The 18676-nt window shown below is 58.7% G+C and carries 14 protein-coding genes; 9 read left to right on the top strand and 5 right to left on the bottom strand.

Features of this window, described 5'->3' with window-relative positions; genetic code table 11:
• Window positions 1-91: 91 nt before the first annotated feature.
• The 3 genes from ACA052_RS22755 to ACA052_RS22745 all read right to left on the bottom strand — a co-directional run bounded on the left by ACA052_RS22755 (window position 92) and on the right by ACA052_RS22745 (window position 4361).
• Window positions 92-2656, bottom strand: a complete 2565-nt coding sequence (locus ACA052_RS22755) for a TonB-dependent receptor (protein WP_497646891.1) — start codon at window positions 2654-2656, stop codon at window positions 92-94.
• Between the two features lie 122 nt (window positions 2657-2778).
• On the bottom strand, window positions 2779-3687 hold the full coding sequence (locus tag ACA052_RS22750; RefSeq protein WP_497646890.1) for a FecR family protein: 909 nt from the start codon (window positions 3685-3687) through the stop codon (window positions 2779-2781).
• A 155-nt stretch (window positions 3688-3842) separates the two neighbouring features.
• Entirely contained in the window at window positions 3843-4361 is a 519-nt protein-coding gene (locus ACA052_RS22745) for an RNA polymerase sigma factor (protein ID WP_497646889.1), read from the bottom strand.
• 296 nt (window positions 4362-4657) lie between these two features.
• Between ACA052_RS22745 and ACA052_RS22740 the strand changes: the two genes are divergently transcribed.
• From ACA052_RS22740 to ACA052_RS22720, 5 genes are read left to right on the top strand one after another with little or no spacing between them, the layout of a single operon-like run.
• Entirely contained in the window at window positions 4658-5512 is an 855-nt protein-coding gene (locus ACA052_RS22740) for a hypothetical protein (protein ID WP_497646888.1), read from the top strand.
• An 11-nt stretch (window positions 5513-5523) separates the two neighbouring features.
• Window positions 5524-6369, top strand: coding sequence for a hypothetical protein (locus ACA052_RS22735; protein ID WP_497646887.1), 846 nt, complete (start codon window positions 5524-5526; stop codon window positions 6367-6369).
• A gap of 11 nt (window positions 6370-6380) precedes the next feature.
• Window positions 6381-8543, top strand: coding sequence for a lipase family protein (locus tag ACA052_RS22730; protein ID WP_497646886.1), 2163 nt, complete (start codon window positions 6381-6383; stop codon window positions 8541-8543).
• Window positions 8544-8576: 33 nt separating this feature from the next.
• Window positions 8577-10637 carry a type VI secretion system tip protein TssI/VgrG gene (tssI, locus tag ACA052_RS22725; RefSeq protein ID WP_497646885.1) on the top strand — a complete coding sequence of 687 codons (2061 nt, stop codon included), beginning with the start codon at window positions 8577-8579 and terminating at the stop codon, window positions 10635-10637.
• Window positions 10630-11478 carry a DUF4123 domain-containing protein gene (locus ACA052_RS22720; RefSeq protein WP_497646884.1) on the top strand — a complete coding sequence of 283 codons (849 nt, stop codon included), beginning with the start codon at window positions 10630-10632 and terminating at the stop codon, window positions 11476-11478. Before tssI ends, ACA052_RS22720 begins: the two co-directional genes overlap by 8 nt.
• Before the next feature lie 14 nt (window positions 11479-11492).
• Here ACA052_RS22720 and ACA052_RS22715 read toward each other — a convergent pair whose 3' ends face one another.
• Window positions 11493-11957: a methylglyoxal synthase gene (locus ACA052_RS22715; protein WP_497646883.1), complete on the bottom strand. Its 465-nt coding sequence runs from the start codon at window positions 11955-11957 to the stop codon at window positions 11493-11495.
• 284 nt (window positions 11958-12241) lie between these two features.
• On the bottom strand, window positions 12242-13243 hold the full coding sequence (gap, locus tag ACA052_RS22710) for a type I glyceraldehyde-3-phosphate dehydrogenase (protein WP_497646882.1): 1002 nt from the start codon (window positions 13241-13243) through the stop codon (window positions 12242-12244).
• A gap of 220 nt (window positions 13244-13463) precedes the next feature.
• Here gap and edd point away from each other — a divergent pair, with 220 nt between their 5' ends.
• From edd to ACA052_RS22690, 4 genes are all read left to right on the top strand, one after another.
• Complete coding sequence (gene edd / locus ACA052_RS22705) at window positions 13464-15290, top strand: phosphogluconate dehydratase (RefSeq protein ID WP_497646881.1); 1827 nt, start codon at window positions 13464-13466, stop codon at window positions 15288-15290.
• A complete protein-coding gene (locus tag ACA052_RS22700) occupies window positions 15287-16246 on the top strand; it encodes a glucokinase (protein ID WP_497646880.1) in 960 nt (319 codons plus the stop codon). Before edd ends, ACA052_RS22700 begins: the two co-directional genes overlap by 4 nt.
• 184 nt (window positions 16247-16430) lie before the next feature.
• The gene (locus ACA052_RS22695; protein WP_497646879.1) at window positions 16431-17162 is read left to right on the top strand and encodes a response regulator; all 732 of its coding nucleotides are present in this window, start codon (window positions 16431-16433) and stop codon (window positions 17160-17162) included.
• Window positions 17152-18621 carry an ATP-binding protein gene (locus ACA052_RS22690; protein WP_497650381.1) on the top strand — a complete coding sequence of 490 codons (1470 nt, stop codon included), beginning with the start codon at window positions 17152-17154 and terminating at the stop codon, window positions 18619-18621. The genes ACA052_RS22695 and ACA052_RS22690 overlap by 11 nt, the downstream gene beginning before the upstream one ends.
• The last annotated feature ends 55 nt before the right edge of the window (window positions 18622-18676 follow it).

Genomic DNA, 18676 nt, shown 5'->3' with positions numbered 1-18676 from the left:
CGCTTGGTAACGAGACGAATAAGAAAGCGCCTGACAGTAAAAAAACTTCACTGCCCTGTTTTGAAAAAGCAGGGCAGTGAGGTCGGCAGGGTCAGATATCCCAGACCAGATTGATCGCGAAGTTGCGCCCCGGTTGGGTCAGGCGATCGAGATTGGCCGGTTGCGTGATCGAGGCTTCGCCGACGCTGTCGTAACCGCGCACGTCATCCCACTGCCAGTACTTTTTGTTGGTCAGGTTGTAGAGGCCGGCGTTGACGGTTACGTCGTCGGTCACCTTGTAGAAGCCTGCGAGGTCGAGCACGCCATAACCCGGCGTCTTGAATTGGGTGCTGGTACCGTCCGGAGTCTTGAAGCTGGTGCTGTCGACGCGGGTCTTGCGTTTGACCAGTGTCCAGTTCAACAGGGCGCCGTAGTTGTCCTGGTCATACCCCAGGCCGAAAACACCGGTCAGCGGATTGATGCTGTTCAGCGGCTGGCCGCTGTCATCGTTGCGACCATACAAATAGGCCACCGAGCCTTGGGTATAAAGACCGGCCGGGGCGCCGAAGCTGTCCAGGTTCAGACGACCCTTGAGCTCAACGCCTTTGATGGTGGCGTGGGCGATGTTGTTGCTCTGGAACGTGGTCTCGGTGTAACCGGGTGTGATGGCATTCTCGTCAATGAAGTCGCGGTATTTGTTGTAGAACACCGCCATATCGAATGTGCCTGCCTCGAACTGCCCACGCAGGCCGGTTTCATAGCTTTTGCTCTTTTCCGGTTCCAAATCAGGATTCGGAGCGACCTGATAGCCGCCGGCCAGGTTTTCGAAGCGACCATACAGGGCCTTGGCGGTCGGCGTGCGGAACCCTTCAGCGTACTGGCCATACCAGGTGTAGTTATCGTTAAAGCTGTAGGTGGTGCCAAGTTTTGGCGACACACGATGCCAGGTTTTGGTGTCGTCGCTTACGACGCCATTGCCGCTCTGGTCGGCGGTGACCAGGAACTTGTCGGTGATATGAGGCTTGAGTTCGGTGTAGTCGTAGCGTGCGCCAGGCAGGAAGGTCCAATTGCCCCAGCTGATTTGATCCTGCGCGAACAGGCTGTAGGTGTTAGTGGTCGGGTCCGGGAAATCGCTGGCCGGTTTCAGGGTGTCGGCGGCGCTTGGGGCACCGATGACCCGACAGGCGCCGGCCACGGTCAGACAGGTTCCGCTGCCTGTACGCAGCCCGGTGACTTTGTCCTGTTTGAGAGTGGTGCCATAGGTCACACGATGTTCGGTGTCGGCGATGGCAAACGACTTGTCAGCCTGGGCATCGAACACCCATTGACGGTCCTTGTAGGTGGTATCGCGGTTACGCAGCACGGTACGCGACGGCGCGTAGATTTCTTCGGTGCTCTGGTCGGTCTTGGCGATCTGATAGTTCAGCGACCACTTGATGTTGTCGGCCAGTACGGTGTCAAGGCCGAAGCGGTGCTCCAGGCCGAAGCGTTCGCGAGTGATGGTGTCGTTGCCGGTACGCGATTTGTAGAAGCCCAGGCCGCGTCCTGCGGCGAAGGGACCGCCAGCGGCGCTCAGTTGATTGGTGTCGCTATCATCCTTGTAGTGCTCGTAGGTCAGGCCAAGGCGCCCGTCGTCGGCGTAGTCCCAACCCAGCTTGGCCAGCACGTTGGTGGTGCGTACGTCCTCGGGGTTGGCCTCGGTGCGGTTCAAGCCTGTGCCGCCGGTCTCGCCATAGGATTCGGTTTCATGACCGTTGCGTTGGCTCAGGTGCAGCAAGCCATCGAATTCCCCGGTGCGGCCTGCCACCGTGCCCGAGGTCAGCCAACTGTCGTCAGCCGAGCTGTAACCGGTTTTCAGGCGCGCGCCTACGTCTTTGCCCGGTTTGATGATGTCGTCCGGGTCCAGCGTGTAGTAGCTGACCGCGCCACCGATGGCGTTGCTGCCGTAGAGGACGGACGCTGGGCCGCGCAGGATCTCGACGCGTTTGACGATCTCGGGGTCGACGTAGTTGCGGTTGGTCTGGGCATAAGGTCCGTTGAAGAAGCTGTCGGGCACTTGCACACCGTCGACCTGAGTCAGTACGCGGTCACCGTCGATACCGCGGATGTTAAAGCCAGTGAGACCACCGCGCTGACCGGCACCACCCACCGAAACCCCCGGTTCGTAGCGCACCAGTTCCTTGATGGTGTTGACGTTGTTGCGGTCCAGGTCTTCGCGCGTCTGCACGGTGACAGTGCTGGGCACGCTGTTCACGCTCTGTTCGTTACGAGTGGCGCTGATGGTCACCTGGTCAAGATTGAGCGCGCCGCCGTTGTTGCGCTTCTCCAGCACGATGTTGTTATTGCCCAGTTTGCGATAGCTCAGGTTGGTCCCCACCAACAGGCGATCCAGGGCTTTTTCCGGGGGCAGCGAACCACGTACGCCCGGCGAGGCGACGCCTTCAGCCAGTTCGGCCGGCAAGCCGACCTGCCAGCCTGTCACGGCGGTAAACGCATTGAGCGCCGACACCAATGACTGTTGCGCGATAGCGAACGAATAATCGCCCATGCTGCGGGTTGGCTGCTCGGCGGCGGTGGCGGCCATCAGCGGTGCAGCGCCTGCCATCAGGATGGCGGCGGTCAGCAGCGATAGCACGCGAGAGGGTGAAGAGGACTGGCGGGTAAGGCGAGAGGACATCGATAGCGCTCCGTGTCGCACGAATCTTTATAGGTGCTGATTGGCATTCAGAGATGCGAATCAATTGCATTGGCTATAACGAGACGTACGAGCTTTGGCTATCGAGTAAAAATAATTCTCATTTAGTTCAAAATCACCAGCGCCGGGAATTCCTGAAGCCGCGCAGAGGTGATGTGAGCGAGGGAGCGGACCACGTCCAGCGGCTGGTCGAGGCGGTAATTGCCCGTCACGGCGACATCAGCCAACTGCTCGTTGTTGTTGATGATCCAGCCCGGATAGTAGCGACGCAGTTCCGCCAGTACCTGGCTCAGCGGGCAGTTTTCGAACACCAGTCGACCCTGGATCCACGCCAGGTCTGTGGCCGCATCGAGCTTGGCGGGACGATCAAAACCGTTTGGGCCGATGCGAATGCTTTCCCCGGCAGTCAGCCGAACCCTGGCATCGTCGCGGGTTGCCCGCAGGTCGACATCGCCACGCTGCACGCGAACCTGTGCCACGCCGTCCAGATAACGTACGGCAAATGCAGTGTCCTGAACGCTAGCCTTGACCGGGCCGGCGTCAATCTCCAGTGCTCGGCCGCGCTCGGCTGGCACTTCGAAAAACGCCTCGCCCTGATACAAGCGGGCGACACGTTGCTGATCGTTGATGGTGCTGGAAAACGCCGAGTTGGTATTGAGCAGGACTTTCGAACCGTCCTCCAGTTGCAGGCGCTGACGTTCACCGACGACGGTCAAGTGATCGGCCTGGAGGCGCATGGGCAAGTTGCTGAAACTGAACAAGCCGAGGATCAGCACGGCGGCGGTGGCCAAGGGTTTCCAATGCGGACGAAGACGCGACAGGACCGTCACTTTCGGCGGCAGGGTGGCCAGGTTTTGTGCGCATTGCACGACGTGCGGGCCATCCCAGATCGCTTGGGCCTTGGCAAATGCTTCGGCATGTAATGGACTGGCGGCCATCCATTCGTGGAATTGTCGAGTCTGCTCTTCGTTCGGACTGCCCAGCACAATCAGCCAGTCCAACGCCTGGTCCATCGCGCTTGCGGGGTCCCGCGCCGGGGAGGGCGGAGGGGGGGCGGGGGGAGACGCTCGTTGAGTGTCCGTCACGGTGTTTCCTCGGCAGTGTCTGTGCACGGCTGTTTTTTTAATGAAGCTCGAAAGAGAGGCAAGGGTAGCAAAGCCTTGCCGGCTCAGTCGCCGTTTAACCGCTCGGCGACGCCAATGCAGATCGCCATGATCAGCTTCAGTTCCTTTTGCACGGTACTCAACGACACATCGAGCTTCTCGGCAATCTCCAGATAGCTGTGCCCGTGCAATCGGCTGAGGATGAAAATCTGTTGCTGACGGCGGCTGAGTTGACTGAGGCTCACGTTCAAACGCTCCAGCAGTTGTTCGGCGTGGGCGGCATCCTCGGCACTGCTGGCGGGGGCGGCAATGCTTTCCACCACCTCCGGCGGGACGTCGTCGAGCAGGGTCCGCGACTGGATGCGTCGCGCACGCAAATGGTCCAGCGCCAGGTTGCGAGCGGTCTGGAAAACAAAAGGTTCAAGGTGATCGATCGCCCGTTCACTCAGCGCGCGGGTCACTCGCAGGTAGGTCTCCTGCAAGAGATCTTCGGCGGTGCTGTGATTGTTGACCATCCGCTCCAACGTGCGCAGCAGCGAGACTCGCTGGGCGATGAAGACGTGATTGAAGCGAGATTGACTCACGGGAGGACCTGATCCATTTCGAGTTAATGATAATGCTTATCATCTTTGTCGGCGGTCAAGTACTAGTTTGTAAGCGTTATCACTAGGTTCAGAGCGTGAGGACGTTGATGAAGCGGTGTTCGCTTGGCAGAAAGTTGCGCACTTTTACCCACCGCAGGGCTGCATATGTCAGATATTTCAGAGACTGGCGTAGGCGTGTTCCCAAACGTTTCCTGGCCCCTCAGACAGTTCTGGATGACTGCTATACCCCCTATTGATACTTCGTTTTTTACGGGGGCAAATGGCAGGGGCATCAAGTGACGGCACTCCAGGAATGGGAAACGCCAGTTCTCAACAACGGCACATTATTGTGTTTCGCCAACCGGCCATTTGCCCGCGCATTGGCAATCGCTTTTCTGGCGCTCGCCACTGGCGGTTGTGTTTTTGCGCCGGCGCAGAGCTTTACCTTGCAGGCCGAAGTGCCGGCTGATTTCAGGGTCAAGGCTGATGCCTTTTATGTGCCGGCCACCGGCGAAACGTGTGAGGCGCCGCCGCGTGAGAGCAGAAAAGTGGCCCCCAATCGCAAGTTCTTTACCAGTGAATACCAGAGCGTTGCGCGCACGGCCGAGTTTCAGATTCCGCTGACGACGCGTGCGGGTGGGTGTCCGTTGGTGTTGAGTAGTTTGAGGCTGAACCTCGACGCGAAGTGGGGCTCGCGCTGGTCTGACATAGGTGGCGACTTTGCCAGCCTGTCCTTTCGCGATGTGCTTGGTGCTGATCTTCCAGCCTTTTCGAGCGTTGGTGTTCAGGCGTTTCAAGGGCAATGCCAGTGGCTGTTTCGTACCGTTGGCCCCAAACGCAATATCCGGAAAATCCTGCACTGCCGCGCCGTCGACGCGGACGCGGACGGGCAGATGGTGAAACGCATGGCAGGCGGGGTGTTGCAGCGTGATCAGTTACCGGGCAGGGAGGCGAGGATGGTGTTCAGGATGGCAGAACAGGAAACGCCTTATTTCGATCTGTATTGGTTCAAAACACTGAGTGGCTGGAAACCCTGTGGGGGGCGGTGGGGACGAGATATAGAAGAACTCTGTCTGGAGCCGCCTCAATTCAAGGATTTCAAAATGCCTGATGGCAGGACCTGCACCATCTATCCCAACTGTACTGAATAAGGAAATCAGACATGGCACTCCAGGAATGGGAAACGCCAGTTCTCAACAACGGCACATTATTGTGTTTCGCCAACCGGCCATTTGCCCGCGCATTGGCAATCGTTTTTCTGGCGCTCGCCACTGGCGGTTGTGTTTTTGCGCCGGCGCAGAGCTTTACCTTGCAGGCCGAAGTGCCGGCTGATTTCAGGGTCAAGGCTGATGCCTTTTATGTGCCGGCCACCGGCGAAACGTGTGAGGCGCCGCCGCGTGAGAGCGGAAAAGTGGCCCCCAATCGCAAGTTTTTTACCAGTGAATACCAGAGCGTTGCGCGCACGGCTGAGTTTCAGATTCCGCTGACGACGCGTGCGGGTGGGTGTCCGTTGGTGTTGAGTAGTTTGAGGCTGAACCTCGACGCGAAGTGGGGCTCGCGCTGGTCTGACATAGGTGGCGATTTTGCCAGCCTGGCCTTTCGCGATGTGCTTGGGGCTGATCTTCCAGCCTTTCCGAGCGCTGGCGTTCAGGCGTTTCAAGGGCAATGCCAGTGGTTGTTTCGCACCGTGGGGCCCAAACGCAACATCCGGAAAATCCTGCACTGCCGGGCCGTCGACGCGGACGGGCAGATGGTGAAGCGCATGGCGGGCGGGGTGTTGCAGCGCGATCAGCTATCGGGCAGGACGGTGAGGATGGAGTTCAGGATGGCTGCTCAGGACCAGCCGTATTACCGCGGATGGTGGTTCGAAACGACCAATGGTTGGAAACCATGCACAGGGCGTTGGGGAACTAACAATGAGGAAAGATGCACCGAGCCTCCCCAATTTACTGATTTCAAATTTTCTGATGGCAGAGCCTGCACCGTTTATCCCAATTGCACTGAATAAGGAGATCAGTCATGACACTTCAGGAGCGAGATATCCTTTGTTTCAGCAAAAAAATGCTGGCTTGCCCGCTACGGGGGCATTGGACGAGTTTTCGATTAGTTGACGAGCAGGGTGACGGTAAACCTTATGGTGGTTTGCCTTTTACCGCTGTGGACAGCGTTGGTCAGCAATACACCGGACGATTGAATGGTGAAGGTTTCGCAAAGGTGGAAAATCACTATCGAGGCTCTGTCGTACTCAAATTGGACGCTTCGTATCAAGGCATGGAGGCAACTTACCGCGACTTGATGATACGGAAGTCTTACCCCCTCCCCATCACCGAACTCCAGTTCCGCGCCGAACAAACCCGCTTCTTCCACGAAGACGGATTTCGTCGCGAACATAACCCGGTGATGAAGGAAGCCGACATTTTCCTCCAGATCGAGGTGCGGGACCTGGTCCGTGAATGCGCGCATTTACCACCGGTGGTCAAGCGCTTCTACGAACCACAAAGGACACTGCTCAGGGCCATGGGCGAACTGGGGTTCGGTCCGGAACAGTCGTTCGGCGTTGCGTTGAGCCCCAACAAACACAATGTGCTGGAAGTGCGGCCGATGCGGGCCTTGCGGCCCATGCTGTCCACCGATGACGAATTCTGTGCGCTGAACCTCTATCAATTGGCGCTGATGGCAACGCTGAGTTACACCGACTTCGCGCAGGACCCGACGAAAAATCCGCTGGACAAGGTGCGCTTCGCGCTGGACCCAAGCATCGGAAATCTGTTTGGCGAGGCGTTGGCCAGTTACCGGGAGAGCTGGCGAATCGACAAGAATCAGTCCCACCGGTATTACCCGTTGTACGAGGATGTGCCGTATTCAAAGCGACTGGAGATCCTGCCGTTCGACCCCACGCTGTATGAGCAAAACCACCCGGACAAAGGCAAAGACCAGGAACACCCGGCAAACCAGCATTTTTTCGATGATCAGGAAGATGGTGGCGATACCCAGGCGTTTATCTGTCATCACGACGAGGTCGTTCTGATTGCGGTGCGCGGCACGGCCAGCCTGAAAGACACGCTACGTGATGTGCACGCGCTGCAAGTTCCGTTTGAGGAAGGTATCGGGAGCGTCCATCAGGGTTTTTACAGCGCTTTTCAGGCGATGAAAGCGTTTGTCTTGCGGTATCTGGATAAATTTCACTCCGGCCAAAAGATCATCATTTGCGGCCACAGCCTGGGCGGCGCCATCGCCTTGTTGTTGGCAGAAGCATTACGCCGTTTCCCGGATGAGGATTACAACATCCTCCTCTACACCTACGGCGCCCCACGCGCCGGCGACTCGACCTTCGTCAAAGGCGCCGCCGACCTCGTCCACCACCGCATGGTCAATAACAACGACCCGGTGCCCGGCGTGCCGGCGCCGTGGATGGACGCTAACTGGAAGGTCTGGGTCCCGGGCCTGGCGACGACGGTCCTTTCCGGGCCGTATGGCATGTTGCTGTTTGGCGCCGGTCTGGTGCGCGTCGGCGGTGATCCCTATCAGCATCACGGGCAACAACAGCACTTCATGCCCGTGCTCTTTAATGACAAAGAGTGGTCGTCGGTTTTATGGGACCCGGATTGCGAGTCCATCGAAGACGCCGCCTGTACCGCCATGCTGGAAAAGACGCGGCGGGGCGATATGCCGGTGCGCGACGGCCTGCTCGCCCAACTGATCAACTACAAAGACCACATGATGGTTGCCAGTTACATTCCTTTCGCCTGGGCGACCTTGCGCCGCTGGCAGCAAACCCAGGAAGCCAAGGTGACCATCGTCACCGAGCGTGAGTACGGCGCTGTCGATGACGCCATCACGATGCTCAAGGACAAACTGTACGAGTATGCCCGGTGGACGCGCCAAAACGAGGGACCGCGTGGCGCGACGAAAGTTGAAAGCGCCACCATGGATGCCTTGTTCCGTGAGCGTACTCGACTGGAGAGAACCCGCGAACGCCTGGAAACCCTGCGCTATAGCCGTCTCACCCTGGCTGACGTGTATGGCAGCGCTGCGCAACTTCCGGAGTTCGCCGGGGGCGTGGAGCGCTGGTTCAAACACGCTGAAAATCAGCGTTTGGAGCAGTACGCAATGATTCCAAGGCAATTGGATGATGGATTTCGGCTGGCCCGCGAGCCGTTCGATATCGATTCGTACAGCTGAGTGTGGCCAACCTTGCATTTAAAGGACTATCCAATGCATGACGCAATCTCCAAACCTCGCTTCTATCTCGATATCAGCGGGTTGCAACATGACTTCCAGGTGCTGGCCTTCAAAGCCAGTGAATCGATCAGTGAGCCCTATGAAGTCAATCTGGAACTGGTCAGCGAACGATCAGACGTTGATCTTGAGAGGCTGCTGCACAAACCTGCCTTCCTTGGCTTTGGGCCTCCCGGCGAGGGCATGCACGGATTGATTGATGGCTTTGCGCAGCGTGAAACGGGTAATCGACTGACGCGTTATGAGCTGAGACTGGTCCCCCAACTGGCGTATCTGGGCCTGTGTAGCGACCGGCGAATTTTTCAGCAACGCAGCGTCGAGCAGATCATCACCGAAGTCCTGAACAAGCACGGCATGCTCGGCGATGTGTTCACTTTTCAACTGGGCCCAAGTGTCTATTTGCCACGCGAGTATTGCGTTCAGTTCAACGAAACAGATCTGGGGTTTATTCAGCGACTCTGTGAAGAGTCGGGTATTCACTACCATTTTCAGCACAGCCCACAAGGGCACCTGTTGGTCTTTGGCGATGATCAGACGTGTTTCCGTCGGTTAGCCCCGTCCACCTTTCGACAAAAAAATGGTCAGGTGGCTGATCACCCGGTGATTGACACCTTCGGCGTGCGTTTGGCCACTCGTCCCAGTCAGGTGGCGATTCGGGACTATGATTTCGAAAAACCGAACCGACGACTCGAACAAGTGAGCAGAAGCCCGGTCGCTCCGCGCCTGGAGGATTACCGGGCGCCGGGACGTTTTAAAACCGGTGATGAGGGCAAGCGTTTGGCCGCCCGCCAGCTGGAGCAGCATCGCAGCGATTACCGGTTGGCCGACGGCGCCAGCGACCTCGGTAACTTGCACAGCGGTCATTTCCTCGTCTTGTGTGAACATCATCGTGTTGAATGGAATGACCTTTGGCTGCTGACCGGGCTCACGCATGAAGGCCAGCAATTACAAGTGCTTGAAGAGGCGATGCACAGCCAAATTCATTCCTCGGACTTTCAGGGCTATCGCAACACCTTTGCCGCGACGCCTTGGGATGCACCGTATCGGCCGCCGGTCAAACACCCTAAACCCACCATTTCCGGCAGTCAGACCGCCAAAGTCACCGGGCCGGAGGGAGAGGAGATTCACTGCGATGAATACGGCCGGGTCAAAGTCCGTTTTTACTGGGATCGTACTGATCCGCAAACCGATAAAAGCAGTTGCTGGTTGAGAGTCTCGACCGTTTTGGCTGGCGACGGCTACGGGGCGGTCAGCATTCCCCGTGTCGGCATGGAAGTATCGGTCACCTTTTTGGATGGCGACCCTGATCGCCCCATGATTACGGGCTGCCTGCCTCACCTTACCAACCCGGTGCCCCATGAATTGCCGGCGAACAAAACCCGAAGCGTCTTTCGAAGTCGCAGCTCACCCAAGAGCACAGGGTTCAGCGAGTTGCACATCGAAGACCGCGTCGGGCAAGAGCTGATCTACCTTCGAGCGCAGCGGGACCTTGAGCAAAACATTAAAAACGACAGTCGGCTGGAAGTCGGCCGCGAACGTCGGGAAACGATCAAGGGCACCAGCACCAGTGTGTTCGAGGCGGAAGAACATCGAACGACCACAGGCGACCGAAAAACCCGGCTGATGGCCAATGATCATCTGCACGTCGCGCAAAGCAGCCATACCTATGTGGGCCAGGTGCTGGTCACAGAGGCGGGTCAGGAAATTCATTTAAAGGGCGGTGTAAAACTGGTGCTCGATGCCGGCGAAAACATGACCTTGTGTGCTGGCGATAATCATTTAGTGATCAGTTCGAGTGGCATTTACAGCAGTTGTGCAATCGAGGTGGGAGGCAGGCCCGCGCAGGGTACGTTGGCTGCGCCGCTGCTACCGGGTACATCCCAGGGATTGAAAGCTCCCATCGAAAGAGCGCCGGTTATCGCCCTTGGTCAACAGGCGTTGATGACGCTGGCTGGCGAGCAAGCTGCAGCCTTCTGCCCAGTCTGCGAAGCCTGTTGCGAGGGGATTTGTTCAGATGAAGGAGCTGCGTATGAATAACTTGCCTGATCAGTGGATGGCACAGCAATCACAACTTGGCCGTAGCCTGTGCCTGATCCTCGATTCGGCGGCTGTGCCCGGTATTCATCAGGTCTTGTTACGCCAGTTGATACCTGAGCACTGTCACAGTGTCTACAGCCAGAGCGCCGTTGCCGCGCTGGTTGTGGGCGGTCCGATGATTTTTTTAATTGATAGCCTGAATCCGTCATCGCTCAATGAGATGTTCGAAGGGCAGCCAAGGAATTGGGGTTGGCTGGCGAGCATCGAAACTCACTCAATCGGGAGACTGGTCAAACATTGGCGAGAACGCCTGTTCATCGGGAAACGGCCGCACCAGGCGCTCTACCGTTTCCACGACAATCGGGTGTTGGCGCGGGCTCTGGCTCATCTTCCCGAGTCGGTGTATCCCCAATACCTCGGCCCGGTCATCAGTATCTGTTACTGGCTGGGCGAGCAATGGACGACAACCGAGAATTCGGCACCTGGCGAATATCCTGTCCCTGGCAGTCCGCCATGGCTGGATGTCCCTGCGCCGGTCAGTCAGGAACAGGCGATATTGTTGGCTAATATTGGTCAGTACCTGTTGGCCGAGCACAGTCAGGACCTGGCCAGAATGCCCGAACACCTTTCGCCAAAAACCTGGCTGACGGAGCAACTCGAACTGGCACAACAATGGGGATGGCAGACACCGGAGCAACTGCATTTTTTGATTACCGAACGCTTGCAGGAGATGCACACGCCCGGTATCAAAAACTGGAACCCGCAACCTGAAGAGCCGCCTCAGGCTCATTTTGAACGCCTGCGCGGTGAGTTGCTGCCCGAGCTCAAAACCTGGCCGTAGACCGCAGCTCTGTACTAACCCCGTCCCGATAAATACGTCGCGTAATCCGGGATGCGCTGCGAGTGAGCCTGATCCATCAATGGACTGCTGAGCAGGTAGTCGGCGCTGCATTCATTGCACGCCACCGGAATATTCCAGACCGCCGCGACGCGCAGCAACGCCTTGATATCCGGGTCATGGGGTTGCGGTTCGAACGGGTCCCAGAAAAACACCAGCATATCGACCCGTTGCTCGGCGATGCGCGCGCCGAGCTGTTGATCGCCACCCAAGGGGCCGCTGATCATGCTCTCCACTTGCAGGCCGAGGCGTTGTTGCAACAACAATCCCGTGGTGCCAGTGGCGACCAGTTCATGTTGTGTGAGTTTGTCTTTGTGCCGCTCGGCCCAGTCCAGCAAAAACACCTTGCAATGGTCATGGGCGACCAGGGCGATCCGCTTGCGCGCCGCCACGGTCTTGTGCGTAAAGCTGATACCGATCATCAATCACTGCTCCAAAACGTACTGCACTGCACTGCGCAAACACCCGTAGGAGCTGCCGAAGGCTGCGATCTTTTGATCTTGATCTTCTTCGGATAGCTAAGAATCAAGATCAAAAGATCGCAGCCTTCGGCAGCTCCTACAGGTCCGCGCCGATGCGGTTTCATGCCCAGTCATTGCGGGAGGCGCCAACACGTAGTGCGGTTTCGTGCCCCGACATTGCGGGGGGAGCGCCAGCACTTAGTGCGGTTTCGCGCCCGGTTATTGCGGGAGGCGCGTCGCGTCGATTACTCGGCGTTACAGAGCGCCAGGCAGTTATCGAGCATGCGGTTGGAGAAGCCCCATTCGTTGTCGTACCAGGCCAGCACTTTGAGCAGCTTGCCGCTGGATTTGGTGTGGTTGGCGTCGAAAATCGACGACAGCGGGTTGTGATTGAAGTCACTGGAAACCAGCGGCAGGGTGTTGTAACCGAGAATTTTCGAGTGCTGGCTGGCTTCTTTCAGCAGCGCGTTCACTTCATCGGCCGACGCTTCGCGCTTGAGCTGCACGGTCAGGTCCACCAGCGACACGTTGATCACTGGGACACGCACCGCCATGCCAGTCAGCTTGCCCGCCAGTTCCGGCAGCACCAGGCCAACGGCTTCGGCGGCGCCGGTCTTGCTCGGGATCATGTTCTGCGTGGCGGAACGCGCGCGGTACGGGTCGGTGTGGTAGACGTCGGTCAGGTTCTGGTCATTGGTGTAGGCATGAATCGTGGTCATCAGACCGCTTTCGATGCCCAACTCGCGGTGCAGCACCTGAGCCACCGGGGCCAGGCAGTTGGTGGTGCACGACGCATTGGAAATAATCTGGTGGGACTGGCGCAAAATATCGTGGTTAACCCCATAAACCACGGTGGCGTCAGCGCCTTTGGCCGGGGCGGAGATGATCACTTTGCGCGCGCCGGCCGTAATATGCGCGGCGGCTTTGGTGCGATCGGTGAACAGGCCGGTGCATTCGAACACGACATCAATCTTTTCCGCGGCCCAAGGCAGGTCAGCCGGATTGCGAATGGCGCTGACGGCAATACGGTCGCCGTTGACGGTCAGGCTTTCCTCATCATGCTGAACATCGGCGTCGAACGTGCCGTGAACGGTGTCGTACTTGAGCAGATGAGCGTTGATCGAGCTGTCACCCAGGTCGTTGATGGCAACGATCTGTAAATCCTGACGGTAGCCTTGGGTATACAGTGCGCGAAGGACGTTGCGGCCAATCCGGCCAAAACCATTGATTGCAATTCGAAGAGTCATTTAACTGGGCCGCCGTCGTTTTGTTGTTGGAATTACAAGATTATTCGCATAAAAATAGAAAACAAGCCTTTTTAATGGCAATATTTTGTTCAATCTACAACGAGTGACCTGAATCAACTGGTCCGACCGATCAAGAAAGCCGTTTGTCATCCCAATCACAACGGTCCTTGTTCAGCATAGACAATCAGGTCGCCACATCCGTTAGCCTGGAGTTCTAAACATGCATCCCCGCGTCCTTGAGGTCACCGAACGGCTTATCGCCCGCAGCCGCGCAACCCGCGAGGCTTACCTTGCGCTCATTCGCGGTGCAGCCAGCGACGGTCCGATGCGCGGCAAACTGCAATGCGCCAACTTCGCCCATGGCGTGGCCGGTTGCGGCACCGACGACAAGAACAGCCTGCGCATGATGAACTCGGCAAACATTGCGATTGTTTCGTCATATAACGACATGCTGTCGGCGCATCAGCCGTACGAAGTCTTCCCCGAACAGATCAAGAAAGCCCTGCGCGAGATCGGCTCGGTCGGCCAGTTCGCCGGTGGTACCCCGGCCATGTGCGATGGCGTGACCCAAGGCGAGCCAGGCATGGAGCTGAGCCTGCCGAGCCGTGAAGTGATTGCGATGTCCACCGCCGTGGCGTTGTCCCACAACATGTTCGACGGTGCGCTGATGCTCGGCATCTGCGACAAGATCGTGCCGGGCCTGATGATGGGCGCGTTGCGTTTCGGTCATTTGCCAACGATCTTCGTGCCGGGCGGGCCGATGGTCTCGGGCATTTCCAACAAGCAGAAAGCCGACGTCCGTCAGCGCTACGCCGAAGGCAAGGCCAGCCGCGAAGAGCTGCTGGAGTCGGAAATGAACTCTTATCACAGCCCGGGCACCTGCACCTTTTACGGCACTGCCAACACCAATCAGCTGCTGATGGAAGTCATGGGCCTGCACTTGCCGGGCGCCTCTTTCGTCAACCCGAACACCCCATTGCGCAATGCCCTGACCCGCGAAGCGGCGCATCAGGTCACCCGCCTGACCAAACAGAACGGCGACTTCATGCCGATCGGCGAAATCGTCGACGAACGTTCGCTGGTCAACTCGATCGTGGCCCTGCACGCCACCGGCGGCTCGACCAACCACACGCTGCACATGCCGGCCATCGCCATGGCGGCGGGCATTCAATTGACCTGGCAGGACATGGCCGACCTCTCCGAGGTGGTGCCGACCCTGAGCCACGTCTACCCGAATGGCAAAGCCGACATCAACCACTTCCAGGCGGCGGGCGGCATGTCGTTCCTGATTCGCGAATTGCTGGAAGCCGGGTTGCTCCACGAAAACGTCAACACCGTGCTCGGCCATGGCCTGAGCCGCTACACCATGGAGCCGTTCCTCGACAACGGCGAACTGGTCTGGCGCGAAGGCCCGACCGAAAGCCTCGACGAAACCATCCTGCGTCCGGTCGCTCGTGCGTTTTCGCCAGAGGGCGGTCTGCGTGTGATGGAAGGCAATCTGGGGCGCGGCGTCATGAAGGTCTCAGCCGTCGCCCTGGAAAACCAGATTGTTGAAGCACCAGCCATGGTGTTCCAGGATCAGCAGGATTTGGCCGATGCCTTCAAGGCTGGTTTGCTGGAGAAGGATTTTGTCGCGGTGATGCGCTTCCAGGGCCCGCGTTCCAACGGCATGCCGGAACTGCACAAGATGACCCCGTTCCTCGGCGTGCTGCAGGATCGAGGCTTCAAGGTCGCGTTGGTCACTGATGGCCGCATGTCTGGCGCCTCGGGGAAAATCCCGGCGGCGATTCACGTCAGCCCCGAAGCTTATGTGGGCGGCGCTTTGGCGCGGGTGCAAGAGGGCGATATCATCCGCGTCGATGGCGTTAAAGGCACCCTGGAGCTTAAGGTGGACGCCGAAGAATTTGCAGCGCGCGAACCTGCCAAGGGCCTGTTGGGCAATAACATCGGCAGCGGTCGCGAACTGTTTGGTTTCATGCGCATGGCCTTCAGCTCCGCAGAGCAGGGCGCCAGCGCCTTTACTTCTGCCCTGGAGACGCTTAATTGAAACTGGCTTTGGTCGGTGACATCGGTGGGACCAACGCACGTTTCGCGTTGTGGAAAAACCAGCAGCTGGAATCAATCCAGGTGCTGGCGACGGCCGATCATGCCAGCCCGGAGGAGGCCATTGGTGTCTACCTGGGCGGGTTGGGCTTGAAACCGGGTGCCATCGGCTCGGTGTGCCTGTCGGTCGCCGGTCCCGTGAGTGGTGATGAATTCAAGTTCACCAACAATCACTGGCGCCTGAGTCGCAAGGGTTTCTGCAAGTCCTTGCAGGTCGATCAACTGCTGCTGGTCAACGACTTCTCGGCCATGGCGCTGGGCATGACCCGTTTGCAGCCGGACGAATTTCGCGTGGTCTGCGCAGGCACGCCGGAACCGTTGCGGCCAGCGGTGGTGATCGGCCCGGGCACTGGCCTGGGTGTCGGCACCTTGCTCGACCTCGGTGAGGGCCGTTATGCGGCGTTGCCGGGGGAGGGTGGTCACGTCGATTTGCCCCTGAGCAGTCCGCGCGAAACTCAACTGTGGCAACACATCTTCAACGAGATCGGCCATGTCAGCGCTGAAACCGCCTTGAGCGGCAGCGGCTTGCCACGGGTTTATCGGGCGATCTGCGCGGTGGATGGTCACGAAGCGGTGCTCGACACCCCGGAGGCGATTACCGCCGCCGGGTTGGCGGGGGATCCGATTGCCCTGGAAGTGCTGGAGCAATTCTGCTGCTGGCTCGGCCGCGTCGCGGGCAACAACGTGCTGACCACCGGTGGCCGCGGTGGCGTGTTTATCGTCGGTGGGGTGATTCCGCGGTTTGCCGATTTCTTCATCGAAAGCGGTTTCGCCCGGTGCTTCGCCGACAAGGGCTGCATGAGCGACTACTTCAAAGGCATTCCGGTGTGGCTGGTGACGGCGCCGTATTCCGGCCTGGTTGGCGCAGGTGTGGCGTTGGATCAATCCATCCCAGCCTGAATGCAGTTACCTGTAGGAGCGAGCTTGCTCGCGATGGACTTGAGAGCGCCGCGCGCATCCGGAAATGACGAGTTATCGTTGACGTCCATCGCGAGCAAGCTCGCTCCTACAGTGTTTTGCGGTGTTTGCAGGTTCTGTGGTTAAGGCATAATCCGCCCAATTCAAACAACAAGGACGCCGCCCCGTGAGCTCAGTCAACAAGTCGATTTTGTTGGTCGATGACGATCAAGAGATACGCGAGTTGCTGGACACCTACCTGACTCGCGCCGGTTTTCAGGTCCGCACCACGCCCGATGGCGCCGGTTTCCGTCAAGCCATGAACGATGCGCCGAGCGATCTGGTGATCCTCGATGTGATGTTGCCGGACGAAGACGGTTTCAGTCTGTGCCGCTGGATTCGCCAGCACCCGCGTCAGGCGCAGGTGCCGATCATCATGCTCACCGCCAGCTCCGACGAGGCCGATCGCGTCATCGGTCTGGAGTTGGGTGCGGATGATTACCTCGGCAAACCCTTCAGCCCCCGCGAGTTACAGGCGCGCATCAAAGCGCTGTTGCGCCGCGCGCAGTTCGGTCAGGAACGCTCCGGCAGTGAAGTGCTGGCCTTTGACGACTGGCGCCTGGACATGGTCAGCCATCGGCTGTTCCACATCGACGGCGAAGAAGTGATTCTCTCCGGCGCCGATTTCGCGCTGTTGAAACTGTTCCTCGATCATCCTCAGGAAATCCTCGACCGCGACACCATTGGCAACGCTACCCGTGGCCGTGACCTGATGCCGCTGGATCGCATCGTCGACATGGCTGTCAGCCGCTTGCGCCAGCGCTTGCGCGACACTGAAAAACCGCCACGGCTGATCCGCACCGTGCGTGGCAGCGGCTACCAACTGGCGGCCAATGTGGTTGCCACTAATGGTCACTGAGTTTTTCCGCACGCTCATCGCACGGGTGCCGGTGCCGCGCTCACTGCTGGGCCGGATGTTGCTGCTGACACTGTTGGCTGTGCTGTTCGCCCAGACGTTGTCCAGCGTGATCTGGGTCTCGCAACTGCGCGCCACGCAGCTTGAAGGCCTGGTCACCAGCGCCCGTAGCCTCGCCCATTCGATGACCGCCAGTGTCAGTTATTTCCGTTCGTTGCCTGTGGCGTTCCGGCCGTTAGTGCTCGACCAGTTGCGCAGCATGGGCGGCACCCGGTTCGTGGTCACCCTCAACGACAAACCCTTGGGCATGGAAGTGCTGCCGATCACCCCGCGCAAAGAAGCCGTGCTCAAGGCGGTGGACCAGGTATTGCGCGAGTCCCTGGGCCACGATACGGACATCTCCGTGACCTTCGTCAGCCCCGAAGACCTGCGAATCTTTAACAGCGGTTTGAAGCTCGACGAATTGCCGCGTTCCTGGGCGCATTACGCATTGACCCTGGAACCGGTGAACCCACCGGTGCTGGTCACGCAAATCCAGATGGCGCCGGGTGAATGGCTGTACATCGCCTCGCTGTTGCCTGAACCCTACACCAGTCTTGAAGAGCAAGGCCTGCCGGCGCAACAGGTCTGGTTCATCGTCCTCACCAGTGGCTTTTTGCTGTTGTTCATCGGCTTGCTGGTGCATTGGCAGAGCCGGCCGCTCAAGCGCCTGGCGCGTGCCGCGCGGGACATGTCCCTCGGTGCGGAAGTCGAGCCGGTGGCCGAAGGCGGTGGCAGTGAAGTGGTCGAAGTGGGTCGTGCCTTCAATGCGATGCGTGAACGCATCAGCCGATACCTGACCGAACGAAGTCAGTTATTCAGTGCGATTTCCCACGATTTGCGTACACCCATTACCCGGCTGCGACTGCGCGTGGAGTTGCTCGAAGACGAAAAGCTGCAGGCCAAGTTCGGTCGCGATCTGGATGAGTTGGAGTTGCTGGTCAAAGGTGCGCTGCAATGCGTGAAAGACACCGACATCCACGAGAACATCGAACCGGTGGACCTCAACCATGTGCTCGATTGTCTGGTGGAGCCGTATCTGGCGCCCAATGGCAATGGTCGCGTCACCCAGCAAGGGCGGGCACTGGCGGCGTATCCCGGCAAGCCGTTGGCGCTTAAGCGCTGCATCGGCAACCTGATCGACAATGCCCTGAAGTACGGGCAGAACGCGCACCTGCACATCGATGACGATGAAAACGCATTCGTGCTGCATGTCGACGATGAAGGCCCTGGTGTGCCGGAGCAGCGGCTGGAGCAGGTCTTCGAGCCGCACTTCCGCTTGGCCGGACAGCAGCAGGGTTACGGGTTGGGGTTGGGGATTGCGCGCAACATCGCCCATAGCCATGGCGGGGAAGTCAGCCTGCAGAATTTACGTGAAGGCGGGTTGCGGGTGACGTTGCAGTTGCCGCGGTCGATGGATTGAGAAGATCAAAAGATCGCAGCCTGCGGCAGCTCCTACAGGGATCTGTGTAGGAGCT

It is taken from the genome of Pseudomonas sp. LBUM1644 (genome assembly GCF_059716195.1).
The sequence above is the reverse complement of the archived record's forward strand: the minus strand, read 5'-3'. Positions and strand labels throughout refer to the sequence as shown.

Excerpts from the sequence above, each read along its gene's own strand:
- ACA052_RS22690 (WP_497650381.1), top strand. The coding sequence starts at position 17,152 with ATGGTCACTGAGTTTTTCCGCACGCTCATCGCACGGGTGCCGGTGCCG.
- ACA052_RS22735 (WP_497646887.1), top strand. The coding sequence starts at position 5,524 with ATGGCACTCCAGGAATGGGAAACGCCAGTTCTCAACAACGGCACATTA.
- tssI (WP_497646885.1), top strand. The coding sequence starts at position 8,577 with ATGCATGACGCAATCTCCAAACCTCGCTTCTATCTCGATATCAGCGGG.
- ACA052_RS22730 (WP_497646886.1), top strand. The coding sequence starts at position 6,381 with ATGACACTTCAGGAGCGAGATATCCTTTGTTTCAGCAAAAAAATGCTG.
- ACA052_RS22715 (WP_497646883.1), bottom strand. The coding sequence starts at position 11,957 with ATGATCGGTATCAGCTTTACGCACAAGACCGTGGCGGCGCGCAAGCGG.
- edd (WP_497646881.1), top strand. The coding sequence starts at position 13,464 with ATGCATCCCCGCGTCCTTGAGGTCACCGAACGGCTTATCGCCCGCAGC.
- ACA052_RS22720 (WP_497646884.1), top strand. The coding sequence starts at position 10,630 with ATGAATAACTTGCCTGATCAGTGGATGGCACAGCAATCACAACTTGGC.
- gap (WP_497646882.1), bottom strand. The coding sequence starts at position 13,243 with ATGACTCTTCGAATTGCAATCAATGGTTTTGGCCGGATTGGCCGCAAC.
- ACA052_RS22755 (WP_497646891.1), bottom strand. The coding sequence starts at position 2,656 with ATGTCCTCTCGCCTTACCCGCCAGTCCTCTTCACCCTCTCGCGTGCTA.
- ACA052_RS22750 (WP_497646890.1), bottom strand. The coding sequence starts at position 3,687 with ATGGACCAGGCGTTGGACTGGCTGATTGTGCTGGGCAGTCCGAACGAA.